The following is an 18,312-nucleotide window of genomic DNA, read 5'->3' as shown; positions in this document are numbered from 1 at the left end:
GTTCCCTGAATGGCAAGCGACCGCTTAGTATGCGACCGGACCGGTCAGACGAAGCAGTCCCGTGGAGGCCCCGCATGCAGGCATGGCAAGTGCACGAGAACGGCGAGCCGGGAGAGGTGATGCGCCTGGCCGAGGTCGAGCGGCCCGTGCCCGGCGATCATCAGGTGCTGCTGCGGGTGCGCGCCGCCAACGTCAACTTCCCGGACGCGCTGCTGTGCCGCGGCCAGTACCAGGTGCGCCCGCCGCTGCCCTTCACGCCCGGCGTGGAGATCTGCGGCGAGACCGAGGGCGGCCGCCGGGTGATCGCCAACCCCGCGCTGCCCTACGGCGGTTTCGCCGAGTACGCGCTCGCCGACGCCCGCGCCCTGCTGCCGGCGCCCGGGTCGCTGGACGACGCGGAGGCCGCCGCGCTGCACATCGGCTACCAGACGGGCTGGTTCGGCCTGCACCGCCGGGCCCGCCTCGAAGCGGGGGAGACGCTGCTCGTGCACGCCGCCGCGGGCGGGGTGGGCAGCGCGGCCGTCCAGCTCGGCAAGGCGGCCGGCGCCACGGTGATCGGCGTGGTCGGTGGCGCCGAGAAGGCCGCCGTGGCCCGCGAGCTGGGTTGTGACGTGGTGGTCGACCGTCGCGCGGAGGAGGTCGTCGCGGCCGTCAAGGAGGCCACCGGCGGCCGGGGCGCCGACGTGATCTACGACCCGGTCGGCGGCGAGGCCTACGCGCAGTCCGCCAAGCTGGTCGCCTTCGAGGGGCGGATCGTCGTCGTGGGCTTCGCCGGCGGCACCATCCCCAGCCCGGCGCTCAACCACGCCCTGGTGAAGAACTACTCGATCCTCGGCCTCCACTGGGGCCTGTACAACACCAAGAACCCGAAACTGATCCTGCGCTGCCACGAGGAGCTGACCGAGCTGGCCGCGCGCGGCGCGATCAAGCCGTTGGTGAGCGAGCGGGTGCCGTTGGCCGAGGCCGCCGGCGCCGTGCAGAAGGTGGCGGACGGCCGGTCCACCGGACGGATCGCCGTGGTGATGGAGGCAACAGCATGACCGACGCCGACGAACTGCGCCGCCGCACCCGCGAGTTGCTGGCCGCGCATCCCCCCGCGGACACCGGCCGCCTGGAGTTCCTGCGCGCCCGCTTCGACGCCGGCCTCGCCTGGGTGCACTACCCGGAGGGCCTCGGCGGACTCGGCGCCCCCCGCTCCCTGCAGGCCGTCGTGGACGCCGAGCTGGAGGCCGCGGGTGCGCCCGACAACGACCCGCGCCGCAACGGCATCGGTCTCGGCATGGCCGCGCCGACCGTCCTGAAGTACGGCACCGAGGAGCAGAAGCAGCGGTTCCTGCGGCCCCTGTGGACCGGGGAGGAGGTCTGGTGCCAGCTCTTCAGCGAGCCCGGCGCCGGCTCCGACCTGGCCGCACTCGGCACCCGGGCCGTCCGGGAGGGCGAGGAGTGGGTCGTCAACGGGCAGAAGGTGTGGACGTCCGGCGCGCACAACTCGCGCTGGGCCATCCTCATCGCCCGCACCGACCCGAGCGTGCCGAAGCACGCGGGCATCACCTACTTCGTCTGCGACATGACCGACCCCGGCGTCGAGGTCCGGCCGCTGCGCCAGATCACCGGTGAGGCCGAGTTCAACGAGGTCTTCCTCACCGACGTCCGCATCCCCGACACCCGCCGGCTCGGCGAGGTCGGCGACGGCTGGCGGGTCGCGCAGACCACGCTCAACAACGAGCGCGTCGCCATCGGCGGCATGCGGCTGCCCCGCGAGGGCGGCATGATCGGCCCCGTCTCGAAGACCTGGCGCGAGCGCCCGGAGCTGCGCACCCACGACCTGCACCAGCGGCTGCTGAAGCTCTGGGTCGAGGCCGAGGTCGCCCGCCTCACCGGCGAGCGGCTGCGCCAGCAGCTCGTAGCGGGCCAGCCCGGTCCCGAGGGCGCCGGGATGAAGCTCGCCTTCGCCCGGCTCAACCAGGAGATCAGCGGCCTGGAGGTCGAACTCCTCGGCGCGGACGGCCTGTCGTACGAGGACTGGACCATGCGCCGCCCCGAGCTGGTCGACTTCACCGGCCGCGACGCCGGCTACCGGTATCTGCGCGCCAAGGGCAACAGCATCGAGGGCGGGACCAGCGAGGTCCTGCTGAACATCGTCGCCGAGCGCGTCCTGGGCCTGCCCGCCGAGCCGCGCACCGACAAGGACGTCGCCTGGAAGGACCTGGCCCGATGAACACACAGCCGGATCTTCTGTACTCCGAGGAGGAGGAGGCGCTGCGCGCCGCCGTCCGTGACCTGCTCACGGACCACTGCGCGGCGTCCGGCGTGATCGTCCGCACCGAGTCGGACGCCCCGCACGACCTCGCGCTGTGGAAGTCCCTGGCCGAGGGCATGGGCCTGGCCGGGCTCCTGGTGCCCGAGGAGCAGGGCGGCCAGGGCGCGTCCGCCCGCGAGGCCGCTGTCGTGCTGGAGGAGCTGGGGCGGGCGGTCGCCCCCGTGCCGTACCTCACCAGTGCGGTCGTGGCCACCGAGGCGCTGCTCGCCTGCGGCGACGAGGAACTGCTGGGCCGGCTGGCCTCCGGGCGCGCCATCGGCGCCCTCGCGGTCGGGCTGCACACGGCACCGGGTGCCGTCTTCCCCGCCGCACGCGCCGAGAACGGCACGCTGCACGGCGAGCTGACCGGCGTCGCGGACGCCGCCGCCGCCGACGTGCTGCTCGTCCCGGCCGACGACGGCGGCCTGTACGCCGTGGCCGCCGACGCCGTGACCCTCACCCCGCAGGTCTCCCTGGACCTGACCCGGCCGCTGGCGACGGTCCGGCTGGAAGGCGCTCCCGGCCGCCGCATCGGCGACGCCGAACCCGCCGTACGCCGGGCCCTGCGCGCCGCGGCCGGACTGCTCGCCTCCGAGCAACTTGGCGTTGCCGACTGGGCGTTGACCGAGACGGTGCGCTACTTGAAGGAGCGCAAGCAGTTCAACCGGCCGGTCGGCGGCTTCCAGGCGCTCAAGCACCGGCTCGCCCAGCTGTGGCTGGAGGTCGTCAACCTCCGCGCCGCCGCCCGTGCCGCCGCCGACGCGCTGGCCACCGGCGAGGACGCCGACGTGTCGGTCGCCGTCGCACAGGCCTATGCGGCCCCGGTCGCCGTCCGCGCCGCCGAGGAGGCGCTGCAGCTGCACGGCGGCATCGGGATGACCTGGGAGCACCCGGTGCACCTGTATCTGAAGCGGGCCAAGGCCGACTCGATCGCGTACGGCACCGCGGGAGCCCACCGGGAGGCGCTGGCCGGTCTGGTCGGCCTCCAGGCACCCTGACACGCGGCACGTGAAGCCCGCCCCGCCCGGGGCGGGCTTCCCCATGTGCCCGCGCCGGAGACGTCCCCGCGCCGGGGAGGTGAACAACGCACCAACTCCCCATCAGGCAGGGCTACTTGAGTGGTGAGCGCACGCATACTCTCCCCGGCCCCGTCTGCCCTGCCCGCGAGCCGCGCGCTCGCCGGCGAGCACGAGCGCCACCCGCGTCCGCTGTGGCGCGCCCACGCGCACAACGACTACGAGCACCCGCGGCCCCTGTCCGACGCCCTCGACCACCGCTTCGGCAGCGTCGAGGCCGACGTCTTCCTCGTCGGCGGCCGGCTCCTCATCGGCCACGACGCCTCGGAGCTGGACCCGGCCCGCACCCTCGAATCCCTCTACCTCGACCCGCTGACCGCCCGCCTCCGGGCCGGCCACGGCAGCGTGTACCGCGCGGAGCGCCGGCCGCTGCAGCTCCTGATCGACATCAAGACCGAGGGCTCCTCGACGTACCTCGAACTCGACCGCCGGCTGCGGCGCCACCCGCACCTGTTCACGCGGTACGCGCACGGCCGGATCCACCCCGGCCCGGTCACCGCGGTCGTGTCCGGCGACCGGGCCGCCCGCGCCCCGATGGAGGCGCGGTCGAGCGCAGCGCCTTCTACGACGGCCGGCTCACCGGCCTCGGTGGCCCCGCCGCCTCTTTCATCTCACTGATCAGCGACAACTGGACGCTCGACTTCACCTGGTCGGGCCAGGGCCCGATCCCGGACGCGGAGCGACGGAAGCTGCGGAGACTCACGGCCGCCGCACACGCGCGCGGGCAGCGGGTCCGGTTCTGGGCCGCCCCCGACACGGCAGGTCAGGCCCGGGACGCGCTGTGGACGGAACTGCCGGCCGCCGGGGTCGACTACCTCGACACCGACGACCTCGCCGGCCTCCAGACCTTCCTCGACGCCCACCCCCGCGCGTGACACCACACGATCGGGGGACACGTCAGCCGCCCGGACGAACCCTCCACTACGCCACACTTGCGGCCGAAACGCCGCACGTGGGGCGTGGCGGAGGAGGTTCCGATGGCGATTTCCATCTCTGTGGTGCTGCTGCTCCTGATCCTGGCCGTGATCTTCATGCGCAACTGCTCGCTGAAGATCTCCCATGCCCTGGTCTGCATGCTGCTCGGCTTCTTCGTGGCCGGCACGAGCATGGCACCCACCATCCACAGCGGTCTGAGGGCGACCGCGGAGCTGGTGAGCAGTCTGCGGCCCTGAGGTCACACGGGGCGGCCTCAGCCGGTGGCGAAGACGCCGACGCCGTTCGGCACCGGACGCTCGGTCTCACCGCTGGGGTGGTTGCGGACCGTCACGGAGCTCGCGCCCGCGGAGCGGGTGACCATCTCCGTCGAGCCGCCGCCGTCGAGGTTGAACGCGTCGGACGCGCCCAGCGACCGCATGACGGCCGCCTCCTCGGCAACGGTCATGCCGCCGCGGTACTCCGCCGCCCCGTCCAGGGCCAGGATGAGCACGTGCCGTCCGCCGGGCCGGAAACCGACGACCGTGCGCACCGCCGAGGTGACGTGGTCCAGGCCGGACAGCGGCTCGCCGCCCCGCAGCACGGGGAAGCCGCCGATCGCGAACACGTACGGCACTCCGGAGCCGGCCGCCACGAGCCTGTGGGTGACGGTCACCCGGTCGCCCACCGACAGCTTCCGCAGCCGCTGCGCGCCCTCCTCGCGGCCCACCAGGACGGTGGTGCCCGAGGGGATGGGCCCCCTCCCGGGGGCGTCGGAGGCGGCCACCACCCGGCCGTTCGCCACCTTCACCTCGTAGGTGTCGGTGCTGCACTTCGCGGCCCGGTCGGTGTCGGTGCCGCAGACGGCGCGCTCGCGTGAGGCGCTGCCCCAGCGGGAGGTGAAGGCGCCGACGGAGTTCTGCGGCAGCGCGTACTGGTTCAGGCCCTTCAGGGGCAGCCTGCCGTCGGGCGTGGTGACGGTGCCGGCGAGGGAGAGGCGGTCCAGGCGCGCCCGCCGGTCGGTCCCCACGCCGAAGACGTCCTGGGTGCCGGTCCCCGGAGGCAGCGCGGGCCCGAACCGCTGGCCCCTCGGCACCGCCGCCTTGAGCACCCGCCCGTCGGCGACGGCGGGACCGACGCTCGCGCCGGTGGCCTCCACGCCCGGGTGCTGGGTCTCGGTGATGTCGAAGAAGTCACCGTTGACCCCCGCGACCGCCCCGGCCGAGTCCGCCAGCCGGGAGACGGTGGCCCGGGCCGCCACGGCGCCCGGGTGGAGCAGGTCGACGCGGACGTGGGGATTGCCCAGGTCGACCGTGAGCAGATGGGCGTGCGTCGTACCGGCGGCCGCGCCGATGTCGAACTGCCGGTAGGCGACCCCCGGCGCGATCCGTCTGGACGCCGGTACGGCACCGGCCGGTGCCGCCCCCGCCAGGGCCGCACCGGCCAGCACACCGAACGCCGTGACAACCGTGAGAACCGTTCTGCCCGCTGCCGAACGCCTGTGACGTCTCGTCACCGTGCCCCCTGATGTCTCGTCAACCGACCCAGCTTTCACGGGCAGTGCACCAGACGGCGGCGGACGGCGGGCGGACTAGGCGTCGACTACGCGAGAACGGGTGAGAAAACGCACCCCCTCGGGTGCCTCCAGCGAGAAGCCGCTGCCCCGGCCGGGCACGACGTCCACGATCAGCCGGGTGTGGCTCCACGCCTCGTACTGGCTGCGTGACATCCAGAAGGTGACGGGCTCCGCCACGCCCTCCACCGTCAGTTCCGCCAGCAGCACGTCCGAGCCGCCGGTGCGGAACTCCCCGTCCGGGTAGCACATGGGCGCGCTGCCGTCGCAGCAGCCGCCGGACTGGTGGAACATCAGCGGACCGTGCGCGGCGTGCAGCCGGCGCACCAGTTCGGCGGCCTGCGGGGTGAGTTCGACGCGGGGGATTTCCTCTTCCATGGTTCACCGTCCTGAGAAGCGGGGCGTCGGATCAGCCCAGTCTCACGGGCCGTCAGGGCCCCGTCCAGAAGGCTTCCGCCGCGCGCCCGGTCAGCGGTGACCGAGCACGTTGACCACACGCCCGTTCGGATCACGTACGAAGAACCGCCGTACGCCCCACTCCTCGTCGGTGAGCGGGTGCACGATCTCCGCGCCGCGCTCCCGCATCGCCGCGTACGCCGCGTCGACGTCGTCCACCTCGATGCTGAGGTCCGGGGCCACCGGCGCGGTGCGGTCCTCGCTCATGAGGCTCAGCTGCGCGGTGGGGTCCCCGGGGGAGGCCAGCGTCATGATCCAGCCGTGGTTCATGACCTCTTCGAGACCCAGCACACCGTAGAACTCCGCGCTCTGCGGCAGCGCGGCCGACCGGACGTTGGGCACCACACGGCGTACCTGCATCTCGCGGCTCTCCTGTGCGTCGGGGCTGTGGCGGACGAGCGGCAAGACTAGGGGGTTTCGTTTGGATCAGGTCGGATCAGGCCGCGGCGTCCGGTGCGGTGCATCGCAAGGCGGAGGATCACCCGCGTACTGGGCGTACTCGGGTGGTCCGACAACGCGGCGAGGTGCCGTGCCGGGCGTCGCGGACCCGGGCTGATCCAAACGGAGCCCCCTAGCCGCGGTGACCGGCTGAGAGGATGGGATCATGCATCCTCACCACTTCCGCCCGCCCGAGCCGCGCTTCGTCGCCGAGGGCGAACTCCCGCACTGGGACGAGGCGCTGGCGGCGGTCAACCGGGACCTCGCGGTGACCCTGCCCGGCCACCGGCCGTTGTGCCTGGTCGCGTACCCGGGCTGGGAGGAGAGCGAGGACGAAGGGGTGTACGTGGCCCTGGCGAGCGGCCTGTTCCACGGCAACGCCCTGCCGCCGGAAACGACCGCGACCGCAGCCCTGCCGGCCGTCGCCGAGGCCGCCCAGGACACGGTCATGGAGTTCCTGTGGCAGACGTGGCCGGTCTGCACCCTGCACGGGCTGGGGATGCACGTGTCCGGGGACGCGGGCCGTCCGTCCTGGTGGTGCGCCGGAGGAAGCCGGCCCGGCGATCCGGACCACGTCCGGACGGCGATAGGCGAGCTGGACACGGTCCACCGTCCCCGCCGCCCGAACCGCAAGCGCCGCAAGGAACGGTGACCCTCCTCGGGGCCGGGAGGGTCACGGCTGCGATCATCCCCGGATGCGAGAGATCGACGAGTTGGCCCGGGTCCAGGACCCGGCGTGGCCGCACCTCCAGGAGGCGTTCGCGGGGAGCGCCGTCCCGCTGCGCGTCCTGCCCGCCGACCCCGACGAGGGCCGCCGCTGTCTGCTGCAGCTGCAGGTCACCGCGCGGTCGGTGCTCGGCGCGCTGACGCTCGACTGCGGCGGGCTCGTGCTGGACGACGGGTGGGTGCGGGTGTACGGCGCGGGCTCCGCCGGGAGCGGTATGCCCGGCCTCGGCCGGGTGAACGGGTTTCCCGCCGCGTTCGAGCCCGGCTGGCACCCGGCGACCGGACTCGTCGTCGGCCATGACGTGCTCGGCGGGGTGTTCGCCCTGAACGGCCACGAACCCGCCCGGGCCGGCCGGCCGGGAGTGCCCGGGCAGATGACGTACTTCGCGCCCGACACCTTGGAGTGGGAGGCGCTGGACATGGGGCATTCCGACTGGGTGTGGTGGCTGCTGTCCGGCCGGCTGGAGACCTTCTACGACGGGCTGCGCTGGCCGGGCTGGCGCGAGGAGGCCACGGCCCTGGACCTCGCGCAGGGAATCACCGTCTACCCCTTCCTGTGGTCGGCGGAGGCGCACGAGGACCTCGCCGCCACGAGCCGACGGGCGGTGGCGATGCGGGAAGTGCTCGGGGTCGCCGCGGACTTCGCCCGGCAGGCGGGCATGGCCGACCCCGGGTTCCTCGGGGAGGTGTGAGTCCCGGTTCCGCTCTCAGGCGGTCGTGCGGAGCCGGCGCATCAGCAGGGCGTAGACCGCCGAGGCCACGAGCAGGCCCGCCGGGAGGGCCAGGTCGATCCCGCCCAGCACCGCGGCCACCGGGCCGGTGTAGACCGTGTCGACGCACAGGGCGGAGGCCGTGACGCCCGAGGCGAGGGCCAGCGCGCCCGGCCGGTTGACGCCGCCGCGGTACCAGAAGGGGCCGGTGGGCGTCTCGTCGGCGAGGGCGAGGCCGTCGTAGCGGTTGCGGCGCAGCAGGATGTCGGTGGCGTAGACGGCGGTGCTGGGGCCGAGCAGGACCACGGTCAGCTGGAGCACGTTCCCGACGGTGTCGAGGAAGTCGGAGACGAGCAGCGCGTACAGGGTCAGCGCGACGGACACGGTGCCGTCGACGAGGACGCTGAGCGAGCGCCGGATGCGGACGCCGACGGCCTGGAGGGCGAGACCGGCGCTGTAGGCGGTGAGCGCGTTGAGGGCGACCGTGCCGAGGACCAGCGCGAGCAGGAACACCGGGCGGAACCAGCCCGGCAGCAGCGGCTGCAGGGCGGACTCCGGGTCGCCCATGTCGACGGCGGTCGCGGCGACCGCGCCGATGCCGCAGACCACGACGCTGGGCAGGAAACCGCCGAGCGCCGTCCAGGCGGCCACCGCCCGCGCCGAGGTGGTGCGCGGCAGATACCGCGAGAAGTCCGCGCTGGTGGTGTACGACAGCGGGCCCGAGGCCATGAGGGCGACGCCGGCCAGTACGGTCGCCCACAGGCCGCCGCCGGTCAGCGGCCGGTCCGGCACGTAGCCGAAGTCGGCGTGCCGGACGACGGCGACGGCGACGACGGCGAAGACTACCGTCAGGGCCAGGGTGATCGGCACGTACAGCCGGACGATCGCGGCATGGCCGTAGACGCTGATGGCGAGGGTGACCGCGGCGATGAGCACCACGACCACCGCCTTCACCGCGTCGTTCACCGGCAGCCCCGTCCGCGCGACCAGCGAGAAGGCCGCGGTGGCCGCGGCCGCCAGGTTGAGCGCGAAGTAGCAGACCGAGATCATCCAGCCGGTCACCGCGTTGTTGACCCGGTTCCCGCGCACCCCGTACATCGCCCGCGTGACGACCTCGCTGGGCGCGCCCGCCGCCGGCCCGGGGATCGCGAGGAGCCCGGTGAGCAGCCAGAACAGATTGCCGACGACGATCACCGCGAGCGCCTGCCACAGGCTCAGGCCCATCAGTACGAGCGCGCCGCCGACCACCAGGCTCAGGTAGTTGACGTTCGCGGCGGCCCACACGGAGAACAGCTCGCGGGGGCGCCCGCGACGCTCGGAGTCGGGGATGTGGTCGATGCCGTGGGCCTCGATGCCGCCGGCCCGCTCGGACGCCGCGGTCATGCCTGTGGTGTTCCCCGTGGCGCCCGCCTGGTGCGCGTCGGGATGGGGGTCGGGGAGCGTGGACGCCATGAGGCCCTCCGGAAGCGGTGGGACCGGCCCGGTCGCTTATTGGGCGCCTGACCAGTTGCTTATTGGTCGCACACTCAATAGCATCGTCGGTATGTCGTCAAGCGTTCAGCGCAAGCGGATCCGCAAGGACCCGGCCGCCCGGCGGGCCGAGATCGTCGACGCGGCCGCCGTCGTCGCCCTGACCGAGGGCCTGGAGTGCATCACCCTGCGCCGGATCGGCGAGGAACTCGCCGTGCGGCCGGGGCTGATCAGCCACTACTTCCCCTCGGCCGAGGACCTCGTCGCCGAGGCCTTCGGCAGCGCGGCGAGCGCCGAACTCGACCGCCTCCTCCCGGCCGGGCGCCCCGACGGCACCGAGGGCACGCCCGCCCGGCACCTGGCCCGCTTCCTCGCCCGCACCTCCGGCGAGGCGTACGACGCCATCAGCCGGCTCTGGATCAACGCCCGGCACCTCAGCCGCTACCGGCCGGTGCTGCGCGACCGGGTCGCCGAACAGGAGGGCGCCTGGCGCGGCCGGCTCGAGGAGCTGATCCGGGACGGCGTGGCCGCCGGCGAGTTCCGCACGGACGACCCGCTCGCCACGGCCATCCAGATCCTGGTCGTCCTGGACGGCCTGGGCGCCCACGCCAACACCGCGACCCCGCGCCGGCCGGACGCGGTGATCCGGATGGCCGTGACCACCGCAGAGCGGGAACTCGGCCTGGCGGCCGGCGCGCTCGCCGCCGACTGACCGATTCCGCGCCTGCCGCAGGTGGCGGCCATCCGGAGGGCCGAGTGGCTGATGCCGGGCCACCGCCCGCCGGGCGGGAACTCGGCCTGGCGGCCGGCGCGCTCGCCGCCGGCTGACCGATTCCGCGCCTGCCGCCGGTGGTGGTCCGGAGGGCCGTGGGGCTGACGCCGGGCCACCGACACCGCCGAGCGGGCGGGAACTCGGCCTGGCGGCCTGCGCCCTCCCACCGACCAACCCCGCATCCCGTTCTTCCGAAGGAGTCCCCGTGTCCGCCGACCTCGTCCTGCTCTCCGCCCGGCTGCTCGATCCCGGTACGGGCCTGCTGCTGCCGCACACCGCGCTCGCCGCGGAGGACGGGCGGATCAGCTTCCTCGGCGGCGACCGGGACGCCCGCGCCCTCGCCGGACCCGGCACCACGGTCGTCGACCTGCGCGGGGCGGTGGTCACCGCGGGCCTCACCGACGGGCATCTGCACCCCGTCTCCGGCGCCGAACGCACCATGGGCGTCGACCTGTCCGCCTGCCGCGACCTGGACGCCGTGCGCGCCGCGCTCGCCGGGGCCGCCCGGACCCTGCGGCCCGGCGACTGGCTGCGCGGCTGGGGCCTCGACCCCAACGCCTTCGGGGGCGCCCCGGTGGGCAACGCGGCCCTCGGGCCGGTCCTCGACGGCATCCCCGCGCTGATCGACCTGTTCGACGCGCACTCGCTGCTCGCGAGCGAGCGGGCGCTGGAACTGGCGGGCGTCGACGGCCCGCGCGCCTTCGACCAGGGCTCAGAGATCGTCTGCGACGCCGGCGGCCGGCCCACCGGCCTGCTGTTGGAGGACGCCGCCTGCGAGCTGGTCGAGGCCGTCGCCCCCCGGCCCACCGAGGCCGAGGCGCGGGCCCGCACCGCCGAGGTGCTCCGCGCCATGGCCGCCTCCGGCCTCACCGGCGGGCACGCCATGGACGCGAACGGCGACAGCCTGGCCGTCTACGCGGCCCTGGAGGCCGAGGAGGTCCTGCCCCTGCGGCTGCGCGTCGCCCCCTGGTGCCGGCCCGAGGCGGACGACGACGCCGTCGCCGAACTCGTCCGGCTCCAGGGCACCGGCGGCGCGCTGTGGCAGGTGGCGGGCGTGAAGCTCTTCATGGACGGCACCATCGACAACGGCACCGCCTGGCTGGAGGCCCCCGACTGCCACGGCCAGTCCGCGCACGCCTACTGGCCCGACCCGCAGCGCTACACCCAGGTGATCGCCGCCCTGCACCACGCGGGCGTGCCGACGGCCACCCACGCGATCGGCGACGCGGCGGTCCGCCATGCGCTCGACTCCGTCGAGAAGGCGCAGGCCGACGCGCCGGGAACGGCACGCCCGGTACGGCACCGGATCGAGCACATCGAGACCGTGCCCGACGACACCGTACGGCGGTTCGCGCCGCTCGGCGTCGCGGCCTCCATGCAGCCCACCCACTGCTGCGAGTTCACCCGGGCCGACCACACCGACAACTGGTCGCGCCGGCTGGGCGGGGAGCGGGCGGGGCGTGCGTTCCGCTGCCGCGACCTGTGGGAGGCGGGGGCGAAGGTCGTCCTCGGCTCCGACTGGCCCATCGCGCCGTACCCGCCGCTCGAGGTCATGGCCGGCGCCCGGCACCGCCGCCCCGCGGACCTCTCCCTGCCCCCGCACGGCCCGGACCAGGCCCTCACCGCCCTGCAGGCGCTCCAGGGCATGACGGTCAACGCCGCCTGGGCCGCGGGCGAGGAGCAGGAGGCCGGCCTGCCGGCCCTCGGTCACCGCGCCGACCTGACCGTGCTGGCCGACGATCCGCTGCGGGTGGCCGACACCGACCTGGCAGCGCTGCCGGTGGTGCTCACGGTCGTGGCGGGGCGGGTTACGTACCGGGCGGCTCATCTGTAGGAGGCGCGGGGTGGGGTGAGGCAGGAGGCGCGGGGTGGGGCGAGGTCCGCCGCTCCCGGTGCGAGCGGCGGGCCTCGAGCAGCAGCGGCAGCAGGGACAGGGCCACGACCACGCCGACCAGCGGCAGCAGATAGTCGTCGACGTGCGGCACGGACGCGCCGAGGGTGTAACCGGCCAGGACGAGCGCCTGCGTCCAGAGGATTCCGCCCACCGTCTGCCACAGGGTGAACCGCCGCGCGGGCACCCCGAGCGCTCCCGCCACCGGGTGCAGCACCGTCCGCACCAGCGGCACGAACCGCCCGATGACCAGTGCCTTGCCGTAGCCGTACCGCGCCAGCAGTTCCTCGGCCCGCTTGGCCGCCGTCCTCACCCGCCGGCTGCTCGTGCGCGCCAGCAGGGCCCGCCCGCCGTGCCGCCCGATCAGGTATCCCACCTGCCCGCCGGCCACCGCCCCCACGGCCGCGCAGAGCAGCACCTGCCACAACGCCAGCCGCGGCGGCTGGGTCGCACTCCCCGCGCACAGCACACCGGCAGGGAACAGCAGGGTGTCGCCGGGCAGGACGAAGCCGACGACCAGCAGGCCCGACTCCGCGAAGATCACCGTCAGGACCCCGAGCGCGCCGAAGGCGGCCAGCACCGAGGCGCTGTCCAACGGATCGACGGCGATCACCGGCCGAGCCTCCTGGCGTCCTCGTAGGGTCGCTCGCACCACCCAGCATCGCGTGTCGGCCGGGAAAACGCCTGCCTCCCCCGACTCGTCCGGCACCTAGGGGCTCCGTCGCGTCCCGGCCCCCCCTCGCCCGGCGGCGCGCGTCCCGGCCGGGCCGCGTTCGCCAGGTCGCGCCGCCCGTCCCCCGCACTCGGGTTCCGTACCCCGCGGGAGGTGTACGGGACGGCCGGTACCCCGCCCAGGCGATCACCGACCGGGGTGCCATGGAACGCGATCACCGACCGGTGTGCCCTGCAACGCGCCCGTCTCAGCTGTCGCCGCAGTGCCGGTGGTGCGCGCGGACGGTCCGGAACCGGGTGGGGCGGGCGCTGCGGCACGAGGCCGCGGGCGGGACCGCCGTCGGCGCACCGGTCACGACGACGCGGCCCGCTGCCCGCCGGCCGCCTCGTCCCGCCGTCCCCGCAGCAGCCGGCCGGTGATGACCGCGACGACGGCGGAGATGACGATGAGGGGCATCTGGTTGTGGGCGTCGCGGCCGAGGAGCAGGACGGCCAGGATCGAACTGGTCAGCGGCAGTCTGGTGACGGTCGTGGCGCCGGCCGCCATGCCGAGGCCGAGCGCGGCCGTGACGCCGAGACCGGGAAGTCCCGCACAGGCCAGGGCCGTCGCGGAACCCAGCATCACGGAGGGGAAGATCGGGCCGCCGCGCATGCTGCCCAGACAGATGCCCCAGGCCAGGCCCTTGCACAGGACGAGCGCGACGAGGGCCCCGACGGACCAGGCGTGCGGGTCCGCGGCCAGCTCGCCCAGCGCGGCCTGGCCCGACAGCGCGGCCTGCGCGGGGGAGCGGCCGGTGAGCAAGGCGTAGGCGGCGAGGAACACGCCGGCCGCCACGGCGCACAGCACGGTGCGGACGGCCGTGGCGCGCCCCGTCGTCCACCGGTGGGTACGCTCCCCGAGCCGGTGCCCGAGGGTCAGGACCACGGTGACCAGCGCGGCCGCAGGGATGCCCCACAGGAAATCGCCCGCGTCCGGGAGCACGTCCGGCGGCACGGTGGGCAGGCCCAGGGCGCCGACGGACAGCCCGGTCCACCGGCCGAACCCGGTGAAGACGAGGGCGCCCGCCGCGCTCGCGGTCAGGCAGGGCAGCAGCAGGACGGCGAGTTCGGGCCCGGCGAGACCGGCCGCCTCCACCACCATGATCGCCGCGACGATCGGACCACCGAGGATGGTGGAGATCGCCGCCGTCGACCCGGCGGTGGCCACGACCGTCGTCTCGTGGGGATCGGCCGCCTTCCGGCGCAGCCGCACGCGCAGCCGCAGCGCGAGCAGCGCGAGCGCCGACCCGACCGCCATCAGCGGCGCCTCGGGGCCCAGCACGACACCCAGGGGCAGGGTCAGGACGGCTGCCAGGAAGACTCCCGGCAGCTCACGCGGCCCGACGGGCGCTCCGCCCAGCCCCCGCGCCGGAATGTGCCCGCCGCGCCCGGGCGCCCGGGTGACGATCGGGGCGATGATCAGGCCGGCCAGGGCCAGGGCGGGCAGCGGCCACCACCAGGGGACACCGGTGTAGCCGACGGCCGCGGGGAGTGCCTCCCACACCTGGTGCTGGAGCCACTGCTGGAGGCTGACGAAGAAGAAGCAGGCGAGCGCGATGGGCACACCGAACACGACCGACAGCAGCAGGAGCCGCAGATAGCCCACGCTGAGCAGCACGGGCCGCCGCGCGGCCCGCTCGGGGGGCGGTGACGGGTCCGCGGTTCCGCTCACGGTCGCTCCTCGGGCCTGTGGTGAGCCTCAGTAAACGGGGCACCGGATCACGCCCCCGCAGAGGCCGCACCACAGCGCCGGCCCGCAGCACTCCAACGGAGCAGTCCCGGTGGCGGACGCGGTCGGCTCCGGCGCCGTTCAGTGGCCGTCCGGCGCCGTTCAGCGGCCATCCGTCGCCTGTTCGCACCAGATGGTCTTGCCCTGCCGCCCGAACCGGGTTCCCCACCGCTCCGCGAGCTGGGCGACGATCTCCAGCCCGCGCCCGCCCTCGTCGAGCGCGCGGGCGTGGCGCAGGTGCGGGGCGGTGCTGCTGCCGTCGGAGACCTCGCACACCAGGCTGCGGTCGCGGATCATCCGCAGCCGGATCGGCGGGCTGCCGTAGCGCAGGGCGTTGGTGACCAGCTCGCTGACGATCAGTTCCGTGGTGAACGCCAACTCCTCCAGCGTCCAGGCCGTCAACTGGTGTTCTGCGAGGCGGCGGGCGGTGCCCACGACGGCCGGGTCCACGGGCAGCGTCCACTCGGCGAGGCTCCGCTCGTCCAGCCCGTGCGTCCGGGCCAGCAGCAGGACCGCGTCGTCCTCGCCCTGCCCGCGCATCAGGGCGTACACCGCGTCGTCGGCGAGCTGCTTCAGCGTGCGGCCGGGATGGGACAGGACGCGGCGCAGGGTGCCCCGGGCGTCCGGCGCCCAGCGCACCAGACCGCTCGTGTACATCATCAGCAGGCTGCCGTCCGGGAGTTCGGCGTGGGCCGGCTCGTACCCGCCGCGGCCGGTGCCGAGCAGCGGGCCGACCGGCGGCTCGAAGGCGACGGGCTCGCCGTCCGCGCCGACGGCCACCGGGGCGGTGTGCCCGGCGCTGGCGGCCGTGCAGATACGGGTCACCGGGTCGTAGACGGCGTACAGACACGACGCGGTGACCGGCTCGCCGCCCTCCCGGGGCAGCGCCGCGGTGATGTCGTCCAGGCACGACATCAGCTCCTCGGGCGCCGGGTCCCGGACCGCGAGCGTCATCAGGGCGGTGCGCAACTGGCCCATGGCGGCGGCGACCTCGATCCCGCTGCCCGTGACGTCGCCGACGGTCAGGGCGACCCTGCTGCCGGACAACGGGAGCACGTCGTACCAGTTCCCGCCCCCGCCCCGGGTGCCGGCCAGGTGCAGGGAAGCGGTGTCGACGGCGGTCAGATCGGGCGGCGTGCGGGGCAGCAGGTGGCGTTGCAGGGTGGTGGCGACGGCACGCTCGCGGGCGTAGTTGCGGGCGTTGTCGATGCTCAGCGCCGTGTGCCGTGCCAACTGCTCGGCCAGGGCCAGATCGTCGTCGTCGTACGGCCGTGGGTCGCTGTGCCGGTAGTACCCGACGATGCCGAGGACGGTGCCGCGCACGACGAGCGGTGTCACGAGGAACGAGTGCACACCGGTCTCGGTCAGCCGTCGGGTCCGCTCCGGATCGGAGGCCAGCCAGGGCTCGTCCGCCGACAGCCGGGCGACGAGCCGGGGCACGGCGTCGTGCAGGCTCTGGGTGAACGGCGTCGGAAAGGGGAAGGTGGTCAGCCCGCCCTCCCGCACCGGTCCCGGCCCGCCGCTCACCGAGCGGAAGGCGGACCGGCGCAGCGGTACGTCCGCCTCGACCGGCCCCGCGGACAGGGGTGCGCCGCGCACCGCCTCGTCCAGCACGTCCACGGTCACCGCGTCCGCGAACCGGCCCACCACCACCTCGGCGAGCGCGTCCGCCGTGGCCCGGACGTCCAGGCGGGTACCGATGGCGCGGTGGGCGTCGTGCAGGACCGCCAGCCGGTCCGCCGCGTTCTGGCGTGCGGTGACGTCCTGGACGACGGCGACACCGAGCACGCGTCCGTCGCCGGTCCGCACCCTGAAGACCGACACCGACACCACCATCTCGTGGTCGGGGTCACCGGGAGGCCGGCCGCGGATCAGGCGGTCGCGGATCTGTCCCTCTCCCGCGAGCACCCGGCGGGCGAGCGCGGGGAGTTCCGCGTCGTCGAAGCCCTCCGCGACCTCGTCGAGCCGCCGTCCCAGCACCGCGTCACGGGGGACCCCGCGCACCCCGCGCGCGGCGGTGTTGTAGCGCACGACCCGCAACTGTTCGTCGAAGACGTACAGCCCCACGGGCGCCTGGGTGAACAGGGCCTCCAGGACGGCGGCGGGCAGGTCCTGGCCGGCGGCTCCGGACATCCTCGCCCCTACGTCCGCGCGGTCTCGGCGGCGCCGGCTTCCACGTCGGGGACCAGGTCAGCCGCCGGCGTCCGCAGCCGGCGGACGGGCGGGACCGGGAGAGAGGCGAAGGCGCTCGCCGAGCCGAACCGCGGCCGGCGGCCCCGGACCGGGGAGCGCCGGCAGGAGACCGGCGCGCAGGTCTGCGGGTCCCCGACGAGACCGCGTGCGTCGATGGGCGGGTAGCTGCGCATCACGTGCCCTTTCGGCGTGGACCTCGGGCTTCTCCTGACGACCCTCCGGGGTGGGGCGCCCGGCAGCCATCGGGGCGAGCCGAGCGGGTGAAGCGCGGCGGCGGGCCCGAACGGCCGTCCGCGCCGCAGTCGCAACCGACGAGCGGGTGCGCACAGGATCGGGGATTCCTCCACTGTCCCCGGACGGGCCATATGCCCAGACTTCCACTCATGACGAATGACGCGCTGCCCGAGCAGCCGGCCGTCGCCGTGGGCTCCCCGGAGCAGCGGCCGGCCGCGCGACCCGGGGACGCAGACGTGCCGGTGTGCGCGCCCCGGCGCACCGGGCGAGCCGGGCGCGTGTCCCGCTCCCTCGCCGCACACCGTACGCCCGGCTCGCTCGGCAGCCGGGTGGCCGCCGAGGCGGTGGGTACGGGGCTGCTCGTGACCGTGGCCGTCGGCTCCGGGATCCAGGCCGCCGCGCTGTCGCAGGACGTCGGCGTGCAGTTGCTGGCCGGCTCGCTCGCCGCCGTGTTCGGCCTGGGCGTACTGCTGACCCTGCTGGGGCCGGTGTCCGGCGGGCACCTCAACCCGGCGGTCACCCTGTGCGCGTGGTACGTCGGCCGCCGCCGCGGCACCGGGCCGACCCTGCGGGACGTCGTCGCGTACATACCCGCGCAGGTGGCCGGGGCGATCGGCGGCGCGGTCCTGGCCGACGCCATGTTCGCCAGGCCGGTACTGCGGCTCTCCACCCACGAGCGGTTCGCCGGACACCTGTGGCTGGGCGAGGCCGTCGCCACGGCCGGTCTGATCCTGCTCATCGTCGGCCTGGAACGCACCGGCCGTGCCGGATTCACCCCGGCTGCGGTGGCCTGCTACCTCGGCTGCGCCTGCTGGTTCACGTCGTCCACCGCCTTCGCCAATCCCGCCCTGACCATCGGCCGCGCCCTCACCGACAGCGCCACCGGAATCGCCCCCGCCTCCGTCGCCCCCTTCATCGGGGCGCAACTGACCGGCGCCGTCCTCGGACTGGCCACGGTGGCGGTCCTGTACGGGCGCGGCCCCCGGACGGCGGACGACGCGCAACGGCCGGGCCGGCCGGAGACGCCGGGGCACTGACGCGCGGGCCGGCCCCAGGCGCTGCCGCTTCTCCACGGTGCGCGGGGCCGACCCGATCGCCGTCCTGGAACACGGCCGTGTCACC

The 18,312-nt window shown here is 74.7% G+C and carries 17 protein-coding genes and 1 pseudogene; 10 read left to right on the top strand and 8 right to left on the bottom strand.

What is annotated here, in order from left to right; all coding sequences use genetic code 11:
- Positions 1 to 74 precede the first annotated feature (74 nt).
- From AB0N17_RS02595 to AB0N17_RS02575, 5 genes and pseudogenes are all read left to right on the top strand, one after another.
- On the top strand, positions 75 to 1,040 hold the full coding sequence (locus AB0N17_RS02595) for an NADPH:quinone oxidoreductase family protein (protein ID WP_366009234.1): 966 nt from the start codon (positions 75 to 77) through the stop codon (positions 1,038 to 1,040).
- A complete protein-coding gene (locus AB0N17_RS02590) occupies positions 1,037 to 2,218 on the top strand; it encodes an acyl-CoA dehydrogenase family protein (protein WP_366009233.1) in 1,182 nt (393 codons plus the stop codon). Before AB0N17_RS02595 ends, AB0N17_RS02590 begins: the two co-directional genes overlap by 4 nt.
- A complete protein-coding gene (locus tag AB0N17_RS02585) occupies positions 2,215 to 3,297 on the top strand; it encodes an acyl-CoA dehydrogenase family protein (RefSeq protein ID WP_366009232.1) in 1,083 nt (360 codons plus the stop codon). Before AB0N17_RS02590 ends, AB0N17_RS02585 begins: the two co-directional genes overlap by 4 nt.
- A 135-nt stretch (positions 3,298 to 3,432) precedes the next feature.
- A pseudogene (locus AB0N17_RS02580) lies at positions 3,433 to 4,250 on the top strand (phosphatidylinositol-specific phospholipase C/glycerophosphodiester phosphodiesterase family protein).
- A gap of 102 nt (positions 4,251 to 4,352) precedes the next feature.
- Positions 4,353 to 4,547: a hypothetical protein gene (locus AB0N17_RS02575; protein ID WP_366009231.1), complete on the top strand. Its 195-nt coding sequence runs from the start codon at positions 4,353 to 4,355 to the stop codon at positions 4,545 to 4,547.
- Positions 4,548 to 4,564: 17 nt separating this feature from the next.
- Here the strand turns inward: AB0N17_RS02575 and AB0N17_RS02570 are convergent, their stop codons facing one another.
- The 3 genes from AB0N17_RS02570 to AB0N17_RS02560 all read right to left on the bottom strand — a co-directional run bounded on the left by AB0N17_RS02570 (position 4,565) and on the right by AB0N17_RS02560 (position 6,676).
- Positions 4,565 to 5,737, bottom strand: coding sequence for a phosphodiester glycosidase family protein (locus AB0N17_RS02570; protein WP_366009230.1), 1,173 nt, complete (start codon positions 5,735 to 5,737; stop codon positions 4,565 to 4,567).
- A 141-nt stretch (positions 5,738 to 5,878) separates the two neighbouring features.
- Complete coding sequence (locus AB0N17_RS02565) at positions 5,879 to 6,238, bottom strand: DUF779 domain-containing protein (protein WP_366009229.1); 360 nt, start codon at positions 6,236 to 6,238, stop codon at positions 5,879 to 5,881.
- Between the two features lie 90 nt (positions 6,239 to 6,328).
- The gene (locus AB0N17_RS02560) at positions 6,329 to 6,676 is read right to left on the bottom strand and encodes a VOC family protein (protein WP_366009228.1); all 348 of its coding nucleotides are present in this window, start codon (positions 6,674 to 6,676) and stop codon (positions 6,329 to 6,331) included.
- A gap of 244 nt (positions 6,677 to 6,920) precedes the next feature.
- Here AB0N17_RS02560 and AB0N17_RS02555 point away from each other — a divergent pair, with 244 nt between their 5' ends.
- Entirely contained in the window at positions 6,921 to 7,406 is a 486-nt protein-coding gene (locus AB0N17_RS02555) for a hypothetical protein (RefSeq protein WP_366009227.1), read from the top strand.
- Between the two features lie 43 nt (positions 7,407 to 7,449).
- Positions 7,450 to 8,172 carry a DUF2625 family protein gene (locus tag AB0N17_RS02550; RefSeq protein WP_366009226.1) on the top strand — a complete coding sequence of 241 codons (723 nt, stop codon included), beginning with the start codon at positions 7,450 to 7,452 and terminating at the stop codon, positions 8,170 to 8,172.
- A gap of 15 nt (positions 8,173 to 8,187) precedes the next feature.
- Here AB0N17_RS02550 and AB0N17_RS02545 read toward each other — a convergent pair whose 3' ends face one another.
- A complete protein-coding gene (locus tag AB0N17_RS02545; protein WP_366009225.1) occupies positions 8,188 to 9,642 on the bottom strand; it encodes a cytosine permease in 1,455 nt (484 codons plus the stop codon).
- Positions 9,643 to 9,733: 91 nt separating this feature from the next.
- Between AB0N17_RS02545 and AB0N17_RS02540 the strand changes: the two genes are divergently transcribed.
- Together AB0N17_RS02540 and AB0N17_RS02535 are read left to right on the top strand one after the other, a co-directional pair.
- Positions 9,734 to 10,372 (top strand): TetR family transcriptional regulator C-terminal domain-containing protein, encoded by a 639-nt coding sequence (locus AB0N17_RS02540; RefSeq protein ID WP_366009224.1) that lies wholly within the window; start codon positions 9,734 to 9,736, stop codon positions 10,370 to 10,372.
- Positions 10,373 to 10,637: 265 nt separating this feature from the next.
- Complete coding sequence (locus AB0N17_RS02535; RefSeq protein WP_366009223.1) at positions 10,638 to 12,266, top strand: amidohydrolase; 1,629 nt, start codon at positions 10,638 to 10,640, stop codon at positions 12,264 to 12,266.
- On the opposite strand, the gene AB0N17_RS02530 is transcribed toward AB0N17_RS02535, so the two are convergent.
- From AB0N17_RS02530 to AB0N17_RS02515, 4 genes are all read right to left on the bottom strand, one after another.
- A complete protein-coding gene (locus AB0N17_RS02530; protein WP_366009222.1) occupies positions 12,241 to 12,936 on the bottom strand; it encodes a DedA family protein in 696 nt (231 codons plus the stop codon). The two genes, AB0N17_RS02535 and AB0N17_RS02530, sit on opposite strands and share 26 nt — an antisense overlap.
- Positions 12,937 to 13,347: 411 nt before the next feature.
- Positions 13,348 to 14,706: a chloride channel protein gene (locus AB0N17_RS02525; RefSeq protein ID WP_366009221.1), complete on the bottom strand. Its 1,359-nt coding sequence runs from the start codon at positions 14,704 to 14,706 to the stop codon at positions 13,348 to 13,350.
- Between the two features lie 159 nt (positions 14,707 to 14,865).
- Positions 14,866 to 16,896, bottom strand: a complete 2,031-nt coding sequence (locus AB0N17_RS02520; RefSeq protein ID WP_366009220.1) for a SpoIIE family protein phosphatase — start codon at positions 16,894 to 16,896, stop codon at positions 14,866 to 14,868.
- An 8-nt stretch (positions 16,897 to 16,904) separates the two neighbouring features.
- Entirely contained in the window at positions 16,905 to 17,129 is a 225-nt protein-coding gene (locus AB0N17_RS02515; protein ID WP_366009219.1) for a hypothetical protein, read from the bottom strand.
- A 210-nt stretch (positions 17,130 to 17,339) separates the two neighbouring features.
- Here AB0N17_RS02515 and AB0N17_RS02510 point away from each other — a divergent pair, with 210 nt between their 5' ends.
- Complete coding sequence (locus AB0N17_RS02510) at positions 17,340 to 18,227, top strand: aquaporin (RefSeq protein WP_366009218.1); 888 nt, start codon at positions 17,340 to 17,342, stop codon at positions 18,225 to 18,227.
- Positions 18,228 to 18,312 lie beyond the last annotated feature (85 nt).

Source organism: Streptomyces sp. NPDC051133 (genome assembly GCF_040682635.1).
Classification (GTDB): domain Bacteria; phylum Actinomycetota; class Actinomycetes; order Streptomycetales; family Streptomycetaceae; genus Streptomyces.
Note: the sequence above shows the minus strand (reverse complement) of the source record. Positions and strands in the feature narration are given on the sequence as shown.

Bases quoted from the DNA above. Each gene is read 5' to 3' on its own strand.
- AB0N17_RS02595 (WP_366009234.1), top strand. From the start codon at position 75: ATGCAGGCATGGCAAGTGCACGAGAACGGCGAGCCGGGAGAGGTGATG.
- AB0N17_RS02590 (WP_366009233.1), top strand. From the start codon at position 1,037: ATGACCGACGCCGACGAACTGCGCCGCCGCACCCGCGAGTTGCTGGCC.
- AB0N17_RS02585 (WP_366009232.1), top strand. From the start codon at position 2,215: ATGAACACACAGCCGGATCTTCTGTACTCCGAGGAGGAGGAGGCGCTG.
- AB0N17_RS02575 (WP_366009231.1), top strand. From the start codon at position 4,353: ATGGCGATTTCCATCTCTGTGGTGCTGCTGCTCCTGATCCTGGCCGTG.
- AB0N17_RS02565 (WP_366009229.1), bottom strand. From the start codon at position 6,238: ATGGAAGAGGAAATCCCCCGCGTCGAACTCACCCCGCAGGCCGCCGAA.
- AB0N17_RS02560 (WP_366009228.1), bottom strand. From the start codon at position 6,676: ATGCAGGTACGCCGTGTGGTGCCCAACGTCCGGTCGGCCGCGCTGCCG.
- AB0N17_RS02555 (WP_366009227.1), top strand. From the start codon at position 6,921: ATGCATCCTCACCACTTCCGCCCGCCCGAGCCGCGCTTCGTCGCCGAG.
- AB0N17_RS02550 (WP_366009226.1), top strand. From the start codon at position 7,450: ATGCGAGAGATCGACGAGTTGGCCCGGGTCCAGGACCCGGCGTGGCCG.
- AB0N17_RS02545 (WP_366009225.1), bottom strand. From the start codon at position 9,642: ATGGCGTCCACGCTCCCCGACCCCCATCCCGACGCGCACCAGGCGGGC.
- AB0N17_RS02540 (WP_366009224.1), top strand. From the start codon at position 9,734: ATGTCGTCAAGCGTTCAGCGCAAGCGGATCCGCAAGGACCCGGCCGCC.
- AB0N17_RS02520 (WP_366009220.1), bottom strand. From the start codon at position 16,896: ATGTCCGGAGCCGCCGGCCAGGACCTGCCCGCCGCCGTCCTGGAGGCC.
- AB0N17_RS02515 (WP_366009219.1), bottom strand. From the start codon at position 17,129: ATGCGCAGCTACCCGCCCATCGACGCACGCGGTCTCGTCGGGGACCCG.
- AB0N17_RS02510 (WP_366009218.1), top strand. From the start codon at position 17,340: ATGACGAATGACGCGCTGCCCGAGCAGCCGGCCGTCGCCGTGGGCTCC.